We start from the raw sequence: 15759 nt of genomic DNA on the forward strand, positions 1-15759 counted from the left end.
AATGCCGATCACTCGAGTACTGGTTGCCAATCGCGGCGAGATCGCGCGACGGGTGTTCGCCACCTGCCGCCGGCTGGGCTTGGGCACCGTCGCCGTCTACACCGAGCCGGATGCCGCAGCACCGCATGTCGCCGAGGCCGACGCCCGGGTGCGGCTGCCCAAGACCAACGACTATCTCAACGCCGACGCCATCATCACGGCCGCCCGGGCCGCGGCCGCGGATGCGGTACACCCTGGCTACGGGTTCCTGTCGGAGAACGCCGATTTCGCCGATGCCGTACAAGAGGCGGGACTGACCTGGGTCGGCCCACCGGTGGACGCGGTGCGGGCCATGGGTTCCAAGATCGAATCCAAGAAGCTGATGGCGGCCGCCGGAGTGCCGGTGCTCGACGAGCTCGACCCGGACACGGTCACCCAAGCCCAGCTGCCGGTGCTGGTGAAGGCATCCGCGGGCGGTGGTGGCCGCGGGATGCGGATTGTTCGCGAATTGTCCGATTTGCCGGCCGAAGTCGAGGCCGCCCAGCGTGAAGCGCAGTCCGCCTTCGGCGACCCGACGGTGTTCTGTGAGCGTTATCTGCCCACCGGACACCACGTCGAGGTACAGGTCCTGGCCGACATGCACGGCACCGTCTGGGCCGTCGGCGAACGGGAATGCTCCATTCAGCGCCGCCACCAGAAGATCATCGAAGAAGCGCCTTCTCCGTTGGTGGAGCGCATACCTGGTATGCGTGCCAAGCTGTTTGACGCCGCTCGACTGGCGGCCTCCGCCATCGGCTATGCCGGTGCGGGGACGGTGGAGTTCCTCGCCGATGATGACGGCGAGTTCTATTTCCTGGAAATGAACACCCGGCTGCAGGTCGAGCACCCGGTCACCGAGGAGACCACCGGCCTGGATCTGGTTGAACTGCAGCTCGTGGTCGCCGAAGGCGGCCGGCTGGATGCCGAACCACCTGTGGCCCATGGTTATTCGATCGAAGCCCGGCTCTATGCAGAGGACCCGGCGCACGGCTGGCAGCCGCAGGCCGGTCTGGTGCACCGCATCGACGTGCCGTCGGTGCGAGCGCAGTTCGGCAGGCTGGGGCACCGGACCGGGATCCGGCAGGACTCGGGAATCGTTGCCGGCTCGACGGTGTCGATCCACTACGACCCGATGCTGGCCAATGTCATCTCGTATGCTCCGACGCGCCGGCAGTCGGCGTTGGTGCTCGCCGATGCGCTGGCCCGCACCCGTCTGCACGGCCTGCGCACTAACCGCGAGCTGTTGGTCAACGTGCTGCGCCACCCGGCTTTTCTCGACGGCGCCACGGATACCGCGTTTTTCGACACGCACGGGCTGGCGAAGCTGTCGGCACCGCTGGCCGACGCGACGGCGATCCGGTTGTCGGTGATCGCCGCCGCCCTGGCCGACGCCGCGCACAATCGGGCTACCGCCGGGGTGTTCGGCTCTATCCCCAGTGGCTGGCGCAACCTGGCGTCGGGCTATCAGGTCAAGACGTACCTCGACGACGGCGGCGAACAACACCGCATCGAATACCGGTTCAGCAGGAATGGATTGGAGCTGCCCGGCGACGGATCCGTCCAACTGGTATCGGCCACGCCGGACCAGGTGGTGCTGGCCGACGGTAACGGCGTGGACCGCGGCTTCACGGTGGCGCGCTACGGCCAGGACGTCTACGTCGATTCCGCCATCGGACCGGTGCATCTGGTCGCACTATCCCGCTTTCCCGAGCCGGGTTCGGCCGTCGAGCAGGGATCGTTGGTGGCGCCCATGCCTGGCAACGTCATCCGCCTGGGCGCCGAGGTCGGCGATACCGTCTCAGCGGGTCAGCCGTTGATCTGGCTGGAGGCCATGAAAATGGAACACACCATCAGCGCGCCGACTGACGGTGTACTCACCCAGCTCAACGTCCACACCGGCCAGCAGGTCGACGTCGGTGCCGTGCTGGCACGCGTGGAAGGACCCGAAGCACAAGGAGATTCACAATGACCGACACCAGCTTCATCGAAAGCGAAGAGCGCCAGGCGCTGCGCAAGGCGGTGGCCGAATGGGTGTCCCACTACGGCCACGAGTACTACCTGAAAAAGGCTCGCGCGCATCAGCACACCACCGAATTATGGTCCGAGGCAGGAAAACTCGGGTTTATCGGGGTGAACCTGCCCGAGGAATACGGCGGCGGCGGCGCCGGCATGTACGAGCTGTCGCTGGTGATGGAGGAGATGGCGGCAGCGGGCTCCGCACTGCTGCTGATGGTGGTGTCGCCGGCCATCAACGGCACCATCATCGCCAAGTTCGGCACCGATGAACAAAAGCAGCGCTGGCTGCCGGGCATCGCCGACGGGTCGTTGACGATGGCGTTCGCGATCACCGAGCCGGACGCCGGGTCCAATTCACACAAGATCACCACCACCGCCCACCGCGACGGCAGCGACTGGATTCTCAAGGGCCAGAAGGTCTATATCTCCGGCATCGACCAGGCGCAGGCGGTACTGGTGGTAGGTCGCACGGAAGAGGCCAAGACCGGCAAGCTGCGTCCGGCGTTGTTCGTGGTGCCCACCGACGCACCCGGCTTCACCTATACGCCGATCGAGATGGAGCTGATCAGCCCGGAACGCCAGTTCCAGGTGTTCCTCGACGACGTCCGACTGCCCGCCGACGCACTGGTCGGGGCCCAGGACGCGGCGATCGCACAGCTTTTCGCCGGTCTGAACCCCGAGCGCATCATGGGAGCGGCCAGCGCCGTCGGCATGGGGCGGTTCGCGCTGGGCAAGGCCGTCGACTACGTCAAGACGCGTCAGGTGTGGTCCACCCCGATCGGCGCGCATCAGGGGTTGGCGCATCCGTTGGCGCAGTGCCACATTGAGGTTGAACTGGCCAAGCTGATGATGCAGAAGGCCGCCACGCTCTACGACCACGGCGACGACGTGGGCGCGGCCGAGGCGGCCAACATGGCCAAATACGCTGCGGCCGAAGCCTCGACCCGGGCGGTCGACCAGGCCGTGCAGTCCATGGGCGGCAACGGGCTGACCAAAGAATACGGCGTGGCCGCGATGATGACGTCGGCCCGGCTGGCCCGGATCGCCCCGATCAGCCGCGAAATGGTGCTCAACTTCGTCGCGCAGACATCGCTGGGCCTGCCCCGGTCTTACTGATGGACGCTCTCGTAGAATACGCGGGGCCGGACGAGTGCGGCGGTCCGCTGGCACGGTTGACGCTCAACTCGCCGCACAACCGCAACGCACTGTCGAGCGTCCTGGTCAGCCAGCTGCATCAGGGATTGCGAGACGCTGCCGCGGATCCGGCGGTACGGGTGGTGGTGCTCACCCACACCGGCGGCACCTTCTGCGCGGGCGCGGACTTGAGCGAGGCCGGCAGTGGCGACCCGCGTGGTGATCGCGATCGCGAGGGCGGCGCAGCCGGGCGAAGCGGGTCGCCACCATCGGCATACGACATGGCGGTAGCGCGGGCCCAGGAGATGACGACGGTGCTGCGCGCCATCGTCGAGTCCCCACGGCCGGTCATCGGCGCGGTCAACGGGCATGTCCGAGCCGGCGGGTTCGGTCTGGTCGGGGCCTGCGACATGGTGGTCGCCGGCCCGCGCAGCACCTTTGCGCTGACCGAAGCCCGGATCGGCGTGGCCCCGGCGATCATTTCGCTGACGTTGCTGCCCAAGCTATCGCCGCGCGCGGCGGCCCGGTACTACCTGACGGGCGAGACGTTCGGCGCCAGCGAAGCCGCGGAGATCGGCTTGGTCACCATGGCAGCCGACGATGTGGATGCCGCGGTGGCCAAGCTGGTCGCCGAGGTTGGCCGCGGGTCACCGCAGGGCCTGGCGGCGTCGAAGGCCCTGACGACCGCCGCGGTGCTGGAAAGATTTGACCGCGACGCCCAACGGCTCACCGAGGAGTCGGCGCGGCTGTTCGTTTCGGAGGAAGCGCGCGAGGGCATGCTGGCATTCCTGCAGAAACGACCACCGAGTTGGGTCAAATCCGACCCGGCGAGTCGCTGAGCAGCACATTTGCCGGCTGGGCGACTCGGACTTGGCCGGGGGCAGGTTGCAGTTCAGCCAGCCAGCTTGCAGCAAATCCTGGACGTCGTACGCTCGTGGGTGATGAGCAACCCGGCCCAGCGCGACACGAAAGACACGCGTGACGATTCGTCGCTCGCGGCTGACACCGATCGCATTCAGATCGCGCAGTTGCTGGCGTACGCGGCGGAACAGGGTCGCCTGCAGCTCAACGAGTACGAAGATCGGCTTACCAGGGCGTACGCGGCAACCACATACCGAGAGCTGGACCAGCTTCGAGCCGACCTGCCCGGCGCCTCGGTAAGCCCCCGTCGCGGCGGCAACTGCAACCCGGCCCCGTCCACCCTGTTGCTCGCGTTGCTCAGTGGGTTCGAGCGGCGCGGCCGATGGAATGTGCCGAAGAAGCTGACCACCTTCGCGCTCTGGGGAACCGGCGTGCTGGATTTGCGCTACGCCGACTTCACCTCAACCGAGGTCGAGATCCGCGCATACTCGATCATGGGTGTGCAGACCATCCTTTTGCCCCCCGAAGTCCACGTCGAAATCCACGGCCGCGGAGTGATGGGCAACTTCGACCGCGAAGTCGTGGGCGAGGGTAGCCGGGGTGCACCCAAGGTGAAGATCCGCGGCTTCTCGTTCTGGGGCGGCGTGGGCATCAAGCGTAAACCGCGCAAGCCCCGCAAGTAGCCCGTTACGGCCGCCAAAGGTGAATAGCCCGGTTGGCGGCTGTGTGCCATACTCCCCGGAGGTTTGCTTGCTGGCTGATCGGGAGGGTCGATGATGGAGACGTTGCGTGTCGTTCCTGAAGTCCTGACTCGGGTGGGATATGAGTTGGCCAATCACGGTGAGTCACTGCTGGTTTTGCACCAGTCATGCCACGGTGCAGCCGAAGGCGCGCGGTCGGGATGGGTCGGCTCTTCGGCTGGCGCCCTGTCGGGATTGCTGGGTAGCTGGGAGACGGTCAGCGCCACCCACGCCGATCGATTCGGTGAGCATTCCTGCGGCATGCATCTCGCGGCGGTCGGCTTCGCTGAGATGGACCAGAGCAACGCCGCGGCGCTGGCCGCGGTCCGTGCGCAGGCTGGCAGCAGCGGTCGATTCGATGGCGTTGACGTTAGCTGATATTGAGCGCTGGGATCCTGCGGCGATCAGGACGGTGTTTCAGGCAGCGATTGACCGTGCACACGGCACCCGCACCACATCGGCGGCACTCACTGACACCGTGCGGTTGCTGGACTTCGGTGGTGATGCCGCCGATGCGGCGCTGGCGGCAACGCACCGCACGACGTTGCTTCTCGACGACCATGCCGATGCGTGCGAGGCGGTCGCACGGGCCGCGGAGAAATCGGCCGACGAGGTGGCCGCAATCAAGTTGCGGCTGCAGGCCATTCGCGATAGTGCCCGGGATTACCACCTGACGATTGACAATGCGACCCCTGCGGCGTTGCCGCCCGCTGACTTGTCGTCGTACTCCCCTGCTGATCAGCAGTCGATTCTCAATGCCGCGATCAGGCTGACAGAAAACATCAAGCGTCTGCTGGCTGACGCCGAGACCGCCGATGAGGATCTGGCCGCGGCGATTCGGGGCGCCGCCGGGGACTTGTCACCCGAGCAGGTCAACACCCAACTCAGCCATGAGCCACCCAAGATGCCGCAGATGCCGCCACCGGGCAGCGATCCGAAGGAGGTGAGCAAGTGGTGGCATTCGCTGACACCGGGACAGCAGGATCGGGTCAAACAGTGGTTCCCCAACGCCATTCGCAACCTCGACGGCGTCCCGACCAGAGTTCGCAACGAACTCAATGTACCGGTGCTGCAACGCGAACTCGACCGGCTGCAGCGCGGTTGGCTGGATGGAAATGGCGTGTGGCATACGGATACCGAGAAGTTGGCGGACCTGCAGGCGCTGCAGCGAGCACTTACCGCCAACGCGGGCAGCAGCCTGATTCTGTTGGACACCACCAGTAATTCCCGCAAGGTGTTGGCGGCGGTAGGGATCGGCGACGTCGACAATGCAGAACGGGTCGGTGTCACAGTGGGCGGATTGAACACGCGAGTGAGTTCGAGCGTTGAAGCGATGGTCGGGGAAGCTAAAGCACAGCGCAACAAGGCGCTCGAACTTCGCTCCAACGCTAACGTGGCTAACCCTGGTGCGGTGGCATCTATCGCGTGGCTCGGATATGACGCACCCGACAGCCTCAAGGACGTGACGCATGACTGGTCGGCTCGCGATGCCGCGGGGCCGTTGAACCGCTTCTACACGGGCCTCGCGGCTGCCACCAATGCCTCGGATCAACACATCACCGCGTTCGGGCATTCCTATGGGTCCCTGGTGACCAGTCTGGCGCTGCAGCAGGGCGCACCGGTAAGCGACGTCGTACTGTACGGTTCGCCGGGTACCGAACTCACCAACGCTTCCCAGCTAGGAGTTCAGCCGGGACATGCCTACTACATGATCGGTGTCAATGATGATGTCTCTCAAGTGATTCCCGAGTTCGGCGCATTCGGTGCCGCACCACAGGACGTACCGGGCATGACTGAACTGTCCACCAGTACTGGGCTGGCACTGGGCGGTCACTACGGTGACGGCAACCTTCATGAGCGGGCCTACGGTCATTCGGAGTATGCCCGCATGGGAAGCAACGGCGAACTTCGGATGAGCGGCTACAACATGGCAGCGGTGCTGGCCGGACTCCCCGACGACCTCATCACACCCCGTGCCGTCGGCGTGGACCGGCTGCCCGGCGGCGCCGGCCCCTATGAAGTACCGCCTCCAATCCCGCGGCAGCACGTATGAACCGGCCACGCCGTTATTTGGTAAGTGGACTGCTGAGCGTTACTTTGCTGCTCACCAGCTGCATCAAACCCAACACCTTCGACCCTTATGCCAATCCCGGACGCCACGAGTTGGACCGCCTACAAAAAATCGTCAACGAACGACCCGACCTAGAGACGGTCCAGCAGCAGCTCGCCAACCTCGACGCCACCATCCGGGCGGTGATGGCCACATATTCGCCGCAGACCCAATTCTCGACAGTGCCATACTCCCATGCGATCATGGGCTGCAAGGACCCATTCACTCGGACCATTGGCCGTCAGCTGGACAGCGACCTCTTCGTCGGCCGTCCGGCGCCAACTCAGGGGCAGTGGCTGCAGATCGTCACTGAGCTAGCGCCAGTGTTCAAGGCGGCGGGTTTTCGGCCTAACAACGCCGCCCCGGGCGATCCCCCGCTTCCTTTGGGGTCGGCGAATGACTCGCAGATCCGCGATGACGGCGTGTTGATCGATTTGGTGAACGGCGACGCGAACAGCCCACTGTCCTACTCCTACGACACCGGCTGCCACCTCCCGGCCGCGTGGCGCACCGCGCCGCCACCGCCCAACATGCGTCCCCCGAACGACCCCGACGTCCACTACCCATACCTGTACGGATCCCCCGGCGGCCGAACCCGCGACGCCTTTTGACCAGCGATCGCAGCCAGGGCATACCTACCGAATCAATAGTGATGTGTCCCAAGTGATTCCCGAGTTCGGTGCGTTCCGCGCCGCACCGCAGGGGGCAACTGCGCGGCTACAACATGGCAGCGGCTGCTTGCCGGAAAACCGACGACCTCATCACGCCCCGCGCGGTCGGGGTGGACGCGCTCCCGGCTGGCGCCGGCCCCCACGAAATGCCGCCTCCAATCCCGCTGAGGACCTCATGAATCGAGCACACCGTCCCTTGACAGCCGGGCTGGTGTGCATCACGCTGCTGCTCACCGGCTGCGTCAAACCCAACACCTTCGACCCCTATGCCAATCCCGGCCGCCACGAGTTGGACCGCATACAAAAAATCGTCAACGACCGACCCGACCTGGAGACAGTCCAGCAGCAGCTCGCCAACCTCGACGCCACCATCCGGGCGGTGATCGCCGAATATTCGCCACAGACAAAGTTCTCCAGCACCCCTTTGAGTCATCCGACTAACGGCTGCAACGACCCCTTCGTCCGGACCATCGGCCGGCAAGAGGAAAGCGACCACTTCTTCGGCGAACCTGCACCCACCCCAGAGCAATGGCTGCAAATTCTCACCGAGCTGGCACCGGTGTTCAAAGCGGCCGGTTTTCGGCCCAACAACTCCGCCCCCGGTGACCCACCCTTGCCGTTGGGATCGGCCAATGATTCGCAAATCCGCGACGACGGCACACTGATCAATCTCGTAAACCACGGGCATTTGCTGGCCTACTCCTACGACACCGGCTGTCACCTCCCGGCCGCGTGGCGCACCGCCCCACCACCACCAAACATGCGGCCCCCCAACGACCCCGACGTCCACTACCCATACCTGTACGGATCCCCCGGCGGCAGGCCGAACCCGCGACGCCTATTGATCCGCGTTGCGAAACACGTCGAGAACGCATCCCGTCGTCAAATCGCCGATGTTCAACGACATTCCTCAGGAGCGTGTATCACGCTTCTTCCAACGATCCGGATCTTCTTCCAGCAGGGCGCGATCCCACTCAGCTCTGGTGGCCACTGCTTCGTAGGTGTCCTGCAAGAATCCCAGAAGCACCTGATCCGGGTCGGCAGCCTGTCGCACGACCTCGTAGGGCAGTAGATACTCGCCGTGGTCTTTGCTGTAGTAGGCCTGCTCGGGAGTGACAGCGTGACCGGCGAAGCCGTCGGGTTCGGGGTAAGCGTAGGCATAGAAGGCGCCCTCGTCACCACCGCCTGGCCAGAACCCGCAGCTGCTCAGTTCCCGCGAATATCCTTCCGCCATAACCCAATCGCCCAAGTTGGGGGCGCCGCCAGGATGGCGGGGTGCGCCACGGCCGGAAAATCTGGTACATGCGATATCCATTGCACCCCAGAAGAAATGTACCGGACTCACCTTTCCGGCGAACCGGGACCGGAACCGGCTCAACACACGATGGGCCTGAATCAGTTGGCGCCAGAACAGGTTCGCTGCGTCCGGGTCGTACGAGGCGTGCTCGACGTCCTCGGCGAACCCAGGAGCCGGGTCGACCTCATTCGGGTGTGACTGGATGCGGGTGGGGAAGCCCAATTCGGCTAGCGTCTGCATGGTTTCGGCGTAAAAATCGGCGACCGATTTCGGTTCTAGCTGGACGGTACGGGTAGCGCCGGTGCTGCTGCGGATCACCAACTGATGGTCGATGAAGTCGAATTCGATATCGAAGACCTCGTTCCCATAAGGGATTGCGGACGTCGTCAGCCCGCGGGGGGTGACGTACAACGTCACTTGCCACCAATGGTTGACCATCGGGGCATGAGCGAGCCGGATCTTGCCGACGATCTGAGTCCACATATGCAGCGTTTCCCTGGTCGGCGTCCACTCGTGAACGCGCAAGCTGGGCCACGCATTGGTGCTTCGGTGCGCAGTCATATCGATCTCCTCGGTCACAGTGCTTGAGGTGAATCGGCTCGGCAATCAGCGGGCACCCGCCATGCTGATTGCTTCAAACTTGCCTCAAACGGGATACCCTCCTCTTCGGTATGCATGCGCGATATGCACGGCAAAGTTGTGGCTGGCAGCTGCCAGGTCAGGGTGCGGCCCGTTTGCGATGACGAACAACGGTTCTCGGCCGGCCGATGCGCTGAAACCCGCGGTGGCGGAAGGGCCGCGAATCACGGCCCCCACGACGACACAACGGAGCTGTACCCGCAATCCGGAAGCCGCGCCGCGAGAATGGCGACGACACGCCCAACAGTGTGGTAGGCAAGCGGGAACTACGCGGCACCTAGGAGGCACCCGGTGAGCACCACACCAATCGCCGACTACGCCCTGCTATCTGACCGGCATACTGCAGCGCTGGTCAGTCGCGGCGGTTCAGTCGACTGGCTCTGCTTGCCGCGGTTCGACTCGCCATCGGTGTTCGCCAGACTGCTCGACGCGGACGCCGGGTTTTTCTCGGTGCACCCCGCCGATCCCGGCGCGGAGGTCAAACGCCGTTACGTCGACCAGACCATGGTGCTCGAGACGACGTTCACCACCGGCACCGGCACGCTGGTGCTACGCGATGCGCTCGCCACCGGGTACGTAGATGACCCGCACCAGTTGGGCGCGACCGCACCTCGGCTGCTGGTGCGGTCGCTAACGTGCACCGCGGGCGAGGTGGAGGTGACCGTCGAATTCTCGGCACGCCCGGAGTACGGGGTGGTCACACCGTTGGTGGTCACTGCCGACGGCTGCATCTTGGTACGCGGCGGCGCCGACGTCCTGCTCCTGTGTTGCCCAATTCCGCTGGGGGTTACCGATTCCGACGCCAGCGGCCGATTCCGGATGCGAGAGGGCGAGCAGCTGTCCCTCGGGTTGCAACATCGCACCACCTCGGAGGCGTGTCCTGAATCCATGTCACCGGCCGAGCTCGAGGCAGCCCTCACGGCGACAATCGACGCGTGGCGGTTGTGGTCGAAGGTCCATCAGAGCTATGACGGACCGTGGCGCGATCTGGTGCATCACAGCGGCCGAGTTCTGCAGGCATTGACCTACCAACCCACGTGGGCCGTGGTCGCCGCCCCGACCACGTCCCTGCCGGAAGAGATTGGGGGAGAACGTAACTGGGACTACCGGTATTCGTGGGTTCGGGACGCCAGCCTAACGCTGGAAGCCCTCTGGGTAGCCGCTTGTCCGGACGAGGCGGAGCAGTTTTTCGACTATCTCGCCGTCAGCTCCGCCGGACAACTACGCGCCAACGAACCTCTTCAGATCATGTTCGGCATAGGTGGCGAACATGATCTGTCCGAACGTGAGCTTGGTCATCTCCACGGTTGGCGCGACAGCCGCCCGGTTCGGGTCGGCAACGGCGCGTGGGGGCAAAGCCAGATCGACGTGTACGGCGAACTGCTGGGTGCGGCACACCGCCTGGCCAAACAGCTGCACCCGGACCGTCCCTGCGCCGCCGCGGGACGTGAGTTCCTCATCGGCTCCGCCGATGCCGCCGCACGTCTTTGGCAGCAACGTGATTCGGGTATCTGGGAAGTCCGTGGCGAGCCGCAACACTTCCTCTACTCCAAGCTGATGTGCTGGGTCGCGCTCGACCGCGCCATCGCCATGGTCGATGCACTCGGCGCCGGGGACAGGGTCGAGAGCTGGCGTAAAGCTGCCGATGACATCCGGCATCAGATCCTTACCCGCGGGTGGAGCGACGCGGCCAACGCGTTTACCCAGGCGTTCGAAAGCGACGACCTGGACGCCTCAGCGCTGATGATTCCGCTGGTCGGCTTCTTGCCCGCCGACGACCCTCGAGTGCTGGCCACCATCGACGCCATCGCCGGTCAGCTCGTCGACTCGCGCGGCTTGGTCTATCGGTATCGCACCAGCGTCGACGCCAATGCCGACGGCCTGACCGGACAAGAGGGCACGTTTCTGCTGTGCACATTCTGGTTGGCGCAAGCCCTGGCAGCCTCCGGCCAGCTCGACCGGGCGCGCGAAGTGTTCGAGCGCGCTATCGATTACCGCAACGACGTGGGACTTCTCTCCGAAGAGGTCGACCCCGTCAGCGGCGAGCTGTTGGGCAACTTCCCGCAGGCGTTCAGTCACATCGGGCTGGTCAATGCGGCCTGGGCCATTGCCCAAGCCGAAGCTCGCGGTTGACCAAAGCAGCTTATCCGGGATGCGTTGCCTTGAGTTAGCGACTCGGTCCCAGTCGTATTGGCCCGCAATCACATCGGCCCCAGGAGTTCCAGGGTTCGGTCGGTACCCGATTTGCCCGTCTCACTCGGAATTCATGGTGACCACGAATGTTGCTGGTCCACGATGTCTACTTGCGCACCCTTGGATGCCTCACGCTGTTTTCGGCACACCATAACTGCGTTTTCCGCGCTTGTGATGGTGGGCTTTCGGGGGATGTCTCACGTACTCACCGAATCGGCTGTCATGCCGTCGCATCGAGTGTGCAGTGACGGCTTTGACTGTGTATGGGGGGCGGTAACCGCCGCGATCGGCCGCCCTGACGGCACGCTCGGCGCCACCAGCACACACTCGGCGCCGCCAGCGCGCACTCGGCGGCGCCGGCCACCGACCCAACCGCACCAGCATGCGATTTCCATCTCCCCATACCGGGGCGCAGCCCCACGACCGCTCGTAGCGACAAGCCAAGTCGCGCAGGGTTTGTCGCTATTAGGTGGGCACGACCAACATCCTCACCCACAGAGACCAATGTGGCTGATGTGGCAGTGGCCGCTTGACCCGGCCAACCAGGAGCACAACCCGGGCAACGCCCAAAAGCCAATTATACCAAAGAAATCCGTCGGCACATCGTTGCCCGCGGGTTGCCACCACCTACCTGCGTCGCCGCGACCGGAGGTAGTCGCCCACCACCGCCGCCCCCAGCCCGTCGAGATCGGGTTCCACCACCCGGCCCTCCACCCGTCGTGCGACCTGATCGATGAACCGGGCCAGACCCGGGTCACTGCCCAGCCGGAAGATCGTGATCTGCGCACCCAACCGGGCCATGTCGTCGAAACCCCGCACCGTGTGGGCAATGGTCCGCGGATGCGGCGGATAATCAAAGAAGACAGCAGAACCCGTCCCCTCCCCGCTGAAATCCTCCAAATGGGCGGTGGGCTCACCGTCGGTCACCACCAATACGACCGGCTGTGCGTTGGGGTGCTTGCTCAGGTGACGCCCGGCCAGCGCCAGTGCGTGATGAAGGTTGGTGCCCTGCTCATAGACACCTTCCAAACCCGTCAGCTCGGCCGCCGTTACGGTTCGGGCGTAGCGGCCAAACGCGATGATCTGCAGGGCATCTGAGCGGAACCGCGTGCACACCAGGTGGTTGAGCGCCAATGCCGTTCGCTTCATCGGCAGCCAGCGATTTTCCATCACCATCGAAAACGAGGTGTCGACCAGCAGCGCAACCGCTGCCTGGGTACGGGTTTCGGTCTCGGACACCTCCACGTCGTCGACGGTGATCCGAATGCCCGAACGGGGCATCGACGTCGTCCCGGCCTGGCGCAGTACGGCATTGGTCAGCGTCCGGGAGATGTTCCACGGCTCGGTGTCGCCGAACTGCCAGGGCCGGGTCGCACCGGTCAATTCTCCGGCGGCCCCCGCGCGCCGGTGGTCCCGTTCGCCACGACGTCCGGAAAGCTGTTGCACCACATCACGTAACGCCGTCTCGCCCAGCCTGCGCATCGCCTTGGGCGACAGCCGCCACTGGCCGTCGGAACCACGATCCAGGAAACCCTGATTGACCAGAGCGCGTTCCAATTCGGCGAGCGTCCTGGCGTCGACGGCGGCCTGGTCGCCGAGCTGGCGGGCCAGCGCGTCCAGGTCGACGTCGTCCATCGTTGCGCCCGGGTAACTCTGCGACAATTGCTCGGCCAGCTGCTCCAGCTCAGCGATATCGGCCAGCGCCTGGGTGCCCTCGCCCATACCGAACGGGTTGTCACCGGAGAACTGCTCGGATCCGGTCCAGTCCTCGCCGGGCCGCGCGGCTTGCAGATGACTATCGAGCCGGCTCAGCGCCTGCATCAGCGACGGCGACCCAAATGCCTGCTGCGCCAATGCATCGAGCTCGTCCCGTTGCTCCTGGCTCAGGCTGTTGCGGAACCGCTGCGCCGCGGCCGCCCGCTTGGCCAGCGAGTCCAGCAACTCCTCGACGTTGCGCGGGTTCTCCGGAAAGAACTCGCCGTGCTTGTCCATGAAGTCTTGGAAGTCCTGCGGAGTGTCCTCGCCGCGGGCGTGCTTGTCCAACAAACCGTTGAGATCGTCGAGCATCTCGTTGACCCGGCGACGGTCCTCGTCGGTCGCGCCTTCCAGCGCTTGCTTCATCCCGGCGAAGCGTTGGTCGAGCAGCTCGCGTCCGAGCAAATCCTTGATCTGGTCGTATTTTTCGCGGGCCTCACCGCTACGCCAGCGGTACTGGGATAGCTCCTGAACGGCTTTGGCCGGTGACGGCGGTAACGCATCCAGCTGCAGCTCCGAGAATCGCGCGTCGTCGTCCAGCGCGCGGGCCAATGCCTTGCGTTCGGCCAGCACCGCTTCGTCGAGCAGTCTCTTGATCTCTTGCAAGGTGCCGTCTAAGTTGTTGCGGCGCAACAGCTCCCGTCGGCGCCGGTTTGCCTCGGCGGCCAGCCGGTCGGCGCCCGGCATGGTCTTGGTGCCGCGGCGCAGCAGCTCGGACAGTGCCCGGCGCGGCGAGGTGCCGGCCATCACGTCTTGGCCGATCTGTTCGAGCGCCTCGCGCAAGTCGACCGGCGGCGCCAGCGGGTCGGGTCCGCCGGTGTATGCCGAGTACCGTGAAGAGTGCGCCCCAAAAGGCTTAGCCATAGACGGTTTGGCCTTCCCCGGACACCTTGTCGATGCGCTTGGCAAGGTACAGCGCCTCCAACGCGAGTTCCAGCGCCGCGGCGCGCTCGCCCTCGGATTCCGCGCCCAGCTTTCTGGCGATCCGGTCGACGACGGGCAGCCCCGGAACCGCGGCCAGCACGTCCTTGGCCGACACCCGCTCGCCTGTCGTCACGGCCGAACCCCGCTCGACGGCGGTCACCAATTGGCCGACGTCTATGCCGCCGAGCACTCGGGACGCGGTGTCGGCGGTCGAGCGGCGCAACAAATGCTCGAGTACGGCCTGTTCGCGGCCCTCCTCACCGGACTCGAACTCCAGCTTGCCGCGCAGCACGTCGATGATCGTGCCCAGATCGACCACCCGGGCCACCGGATCGGTTTCGCCCAGCACCGCGCCCCGGTGCCGCGCCGCGGCCGCGACCGTTTCCGCCGCCGCGATTGCGAACCTGGCCGACACACCGGACCGCTGGTCGATCGAGTGCGACTCCCGCAGGTACCGGGCGAACCGCGCGATCACCTGCATCAGATAGTCGGGCACCTGTGCGCTCAGGTGCGCCTCCTGCACGATCACACCCACTTCCGCTTCCAGCTCCAGCGGGTAGTGGGTACGGATTTCGGCGCCGAACCGGTCCTTGAGGGGCGTGATGATCCGACCGCGGTTGGTGTAGTCCTCGGGATTGGCGCTGGCGACGACCAGGACGTCCAACGGCAGCCGCAGCGTGTAGCCGCGGACCTGGATGTCGCGCTCCTCCATGACGTTGAGCATCGACACCTGAATGCGCTCGGCCAGATCGGGTAATTCGTTGACCGCGACGATGCCACGATGTGCCCGCGGGATCAGCCCGTAGGCGATGGTCTCGGGATCGCCAAGACTGCGGCCCTCGGCGACTTTGATCGGGTCGATGTCACCGACCAGGTCGGCCACGCTGGTGTCCGGGGTGGCCAGCTTCTCCGTATAGCGCTCGCTGCGATGCTTCCACGCCACCGGCAGGTCGTCACGCAACTGCGCGACCCGCCGGATCGATTCCGGCGTGATCGGCCGATACGGGTGCTCCCCCAGTTCGGCTCCGGCGATTACCGGCGTCCACTCGTCGAGCAGTCCGGTCAACGCGCGCAGCAGCCGGGTCTTGCCCTGACCGCGTTCGCCGAGCAGGACGAAGTCATGACCCGCGATCAGAGCCCGCTCCACTTGCGGCAACACCGTGTCCTCGAAACCCAGAATGCCCGGCCAGACCTCGTCACCCTCGGCCAATGCGGTCAGTAGATTTTCCCGGATTTCTTGCTTGACCCCCCGCTCGCGATGACCGGAGGCACGTAGCTCGCCGACGGTGCGCGGCAGGTTGCTCGGTGAAGTCACCACTCCACGCTACGACGCCATCTTTCTTCTGGCGACGAGAGTGTATGTCAACGCTGACTTTCCCGGTACTTTCCTGCCCTCAGTGG

General features: G+C 65.1%; 11 protein-coding genes and 1 pseudogene. 9 read left to right on the top strand and 3 right to left on the bottom strand.

Going from position 1 to position 15759, the window contains the following annotated elements; translation table 11 throughout:
• The first annotated feature begins 1 nt into the window (after position 1).
• The 8 genes and pseudogenes from B4U45_RS08695 to B4U45_RS08730 all read left to right on the top strand — a co-directional run.
• Positions 2-1987: an acetyl/propionyl/methylcrotonyl-CoA carboxylase subunit alpha gene (locus tag B4U45_RS08695; RefSeq protein WP_219859378.1), complete on the top strand. Its 1986-nt coding sequence runs from the start codon at positions 2-4 to the stop codon at positions 1985-1987.
• Positions 1984-3150, top strand: coding sequence for an acyl-CoA dehydrogenase family protein (locus B4U45_RS08700; protein ID WP_075549199.1), 1167 nt, complete (start codon positions 1984-1986; stop codon positions 3148-3150). Before B4U45_RS08695 ends, B4U45_RS08700 begins: the two co-directional genes overlap by 4 nt.
• Positions 3150-4007 carry an enoyl-CoA hydratase family protein gene (locus tag B4U45_RS08705; protein ID WP_083153977.1) on the top strand — a complete coding sequence of 286 codons (858 nt, stop codon included), beginning with the start codon at positions 3150-3152 and terminating at the stop codon, positions 4005-4007. Before B4U45_RS08700 ends, B4U45_RS08705 begins: the two co-directional genes overlap by 1 nt.
• A gap of 102 nt (positions 4008-4109) precedes the next feature.
• Entirely contained in the window at positions 4110-4712 is a 603-nt protein-coding gene (locus B4U45_RS08710) for a DUF1707 SHOCT-like domain-containing protein (RefSeq protein ID WP_075549197.1), read from the top strand.
• A gap of 93 nt (positions 4713-4805) precedes the next feature.
• Positions 4806-5147 (top strand): hypothetical protein, encoded by a 342-nt coding sequence (locus tag B4U45_RS08715; RefSeq protein WP_183155047.1) that lies wholly within the window; start codon positions 4806-4808, stop codon positions 5145-5147.
• Positions 5128-6822: an alpha/beta hydrolase gene (locus B4U45_RS08720; protein WP_082275619.1), complete on the top strand. Its 1695-nt coding sequence runs from the start codon at positions 5128-5130 to the stop codon at positions 6820-6822. The genes B4U45_RS08715 and B4U45_RS08720 overlap by 20 nt, the downstream gene beginning before the upstream one ends.
• Positions 6819-7490 (top strand): LppA family lipoprotein, encoded by a 672-nt coding sequence (locus B4U45_RS08725; protein WP_075549196.1) that lies wholly within the window; start codon positions 6819-6821, stop codon positions 7488-7490. Before B4U45_RS08720 ends, B4U45_RS08725 begins: the two co-directional genes overlap by 4 nt.
• 235 nt (positions 7491-7725) lie before the next feature.
• Positions 7726-8373: pseudogene (locus B4U45_RS08730) on the top strand (LppA family lipoprotein); the annotation flags it as partial.
• Positions 8374-8460: 87 nt separating this feature from the next.
• On the opposite strand, the gene B4U45_RS08735 reads toward B4U45_RS08730, so the two are convergent.
• Positions 8461-9408: a DUF5996 family protein gene (locus tag B4U45_RS08735; RefSeq protein ID WP_075549271.1), complete on the bottom strand. Its 948-nt coding sequence runs from the start codon at positions 9406-9408 to the stop codon at positions 8461-8463.
• Positions 9409-9777: 369 nt separating this feature from the next.
• On the opposite strand from B4U45_RS08735, the gene B4U45_RS08740 reads away from it, so the two are divergent.
• Positions 9778-11619, top strand: coding sequence for a glycoside hydrolase family 15 protein (locus tag B4U45_RS08740; protein ID WP_075549194.1), 1842 nt, complete (start codon positions 9778-9780; stop codon positions 11617-11619).
• 687 nt (positions 11620-12306) lie between these two features.
• On the opposite strand, the gene B4U45_RS08745 is transcribed toward B4U45_RS08740, so the two are convergent.
• Entirely contained in the window at positions 12307-14298 is a 1992-nt protein-coding gene (locus B4U45_RS08745) for a VWA domain-containing protein (protein WP_075549193.1), read from the bottom strand.
• Positions 14291-15676: a sigma 54-interacting transcriptional regulator gene (locus B4U45_RS08750; RefSeq protein WP_075549192.1), complete on the bottom strand. Its 1386-nt coding sequence runs from the start codon at positions 15674-15676 to the stop codon at positions 14291-14293. Before B4U45_RS08750 ends, B4U45_RS08745 begins: the two co-directional genes overlap by 8 nt.
• Between the last annotated feature and the right edge of the window lie 83 nt (positions 15677-15759).

This window comes from Mycobacterium persicum, from assembly GCF_002086915.1.
Classification (GTDB): domain Bacteria; phylum Actinomycetota; class Actinomycetes; order Mycobacteriales; family Mycobacteriaceae; genus Mycobacterium; species Mycobacterium persicum.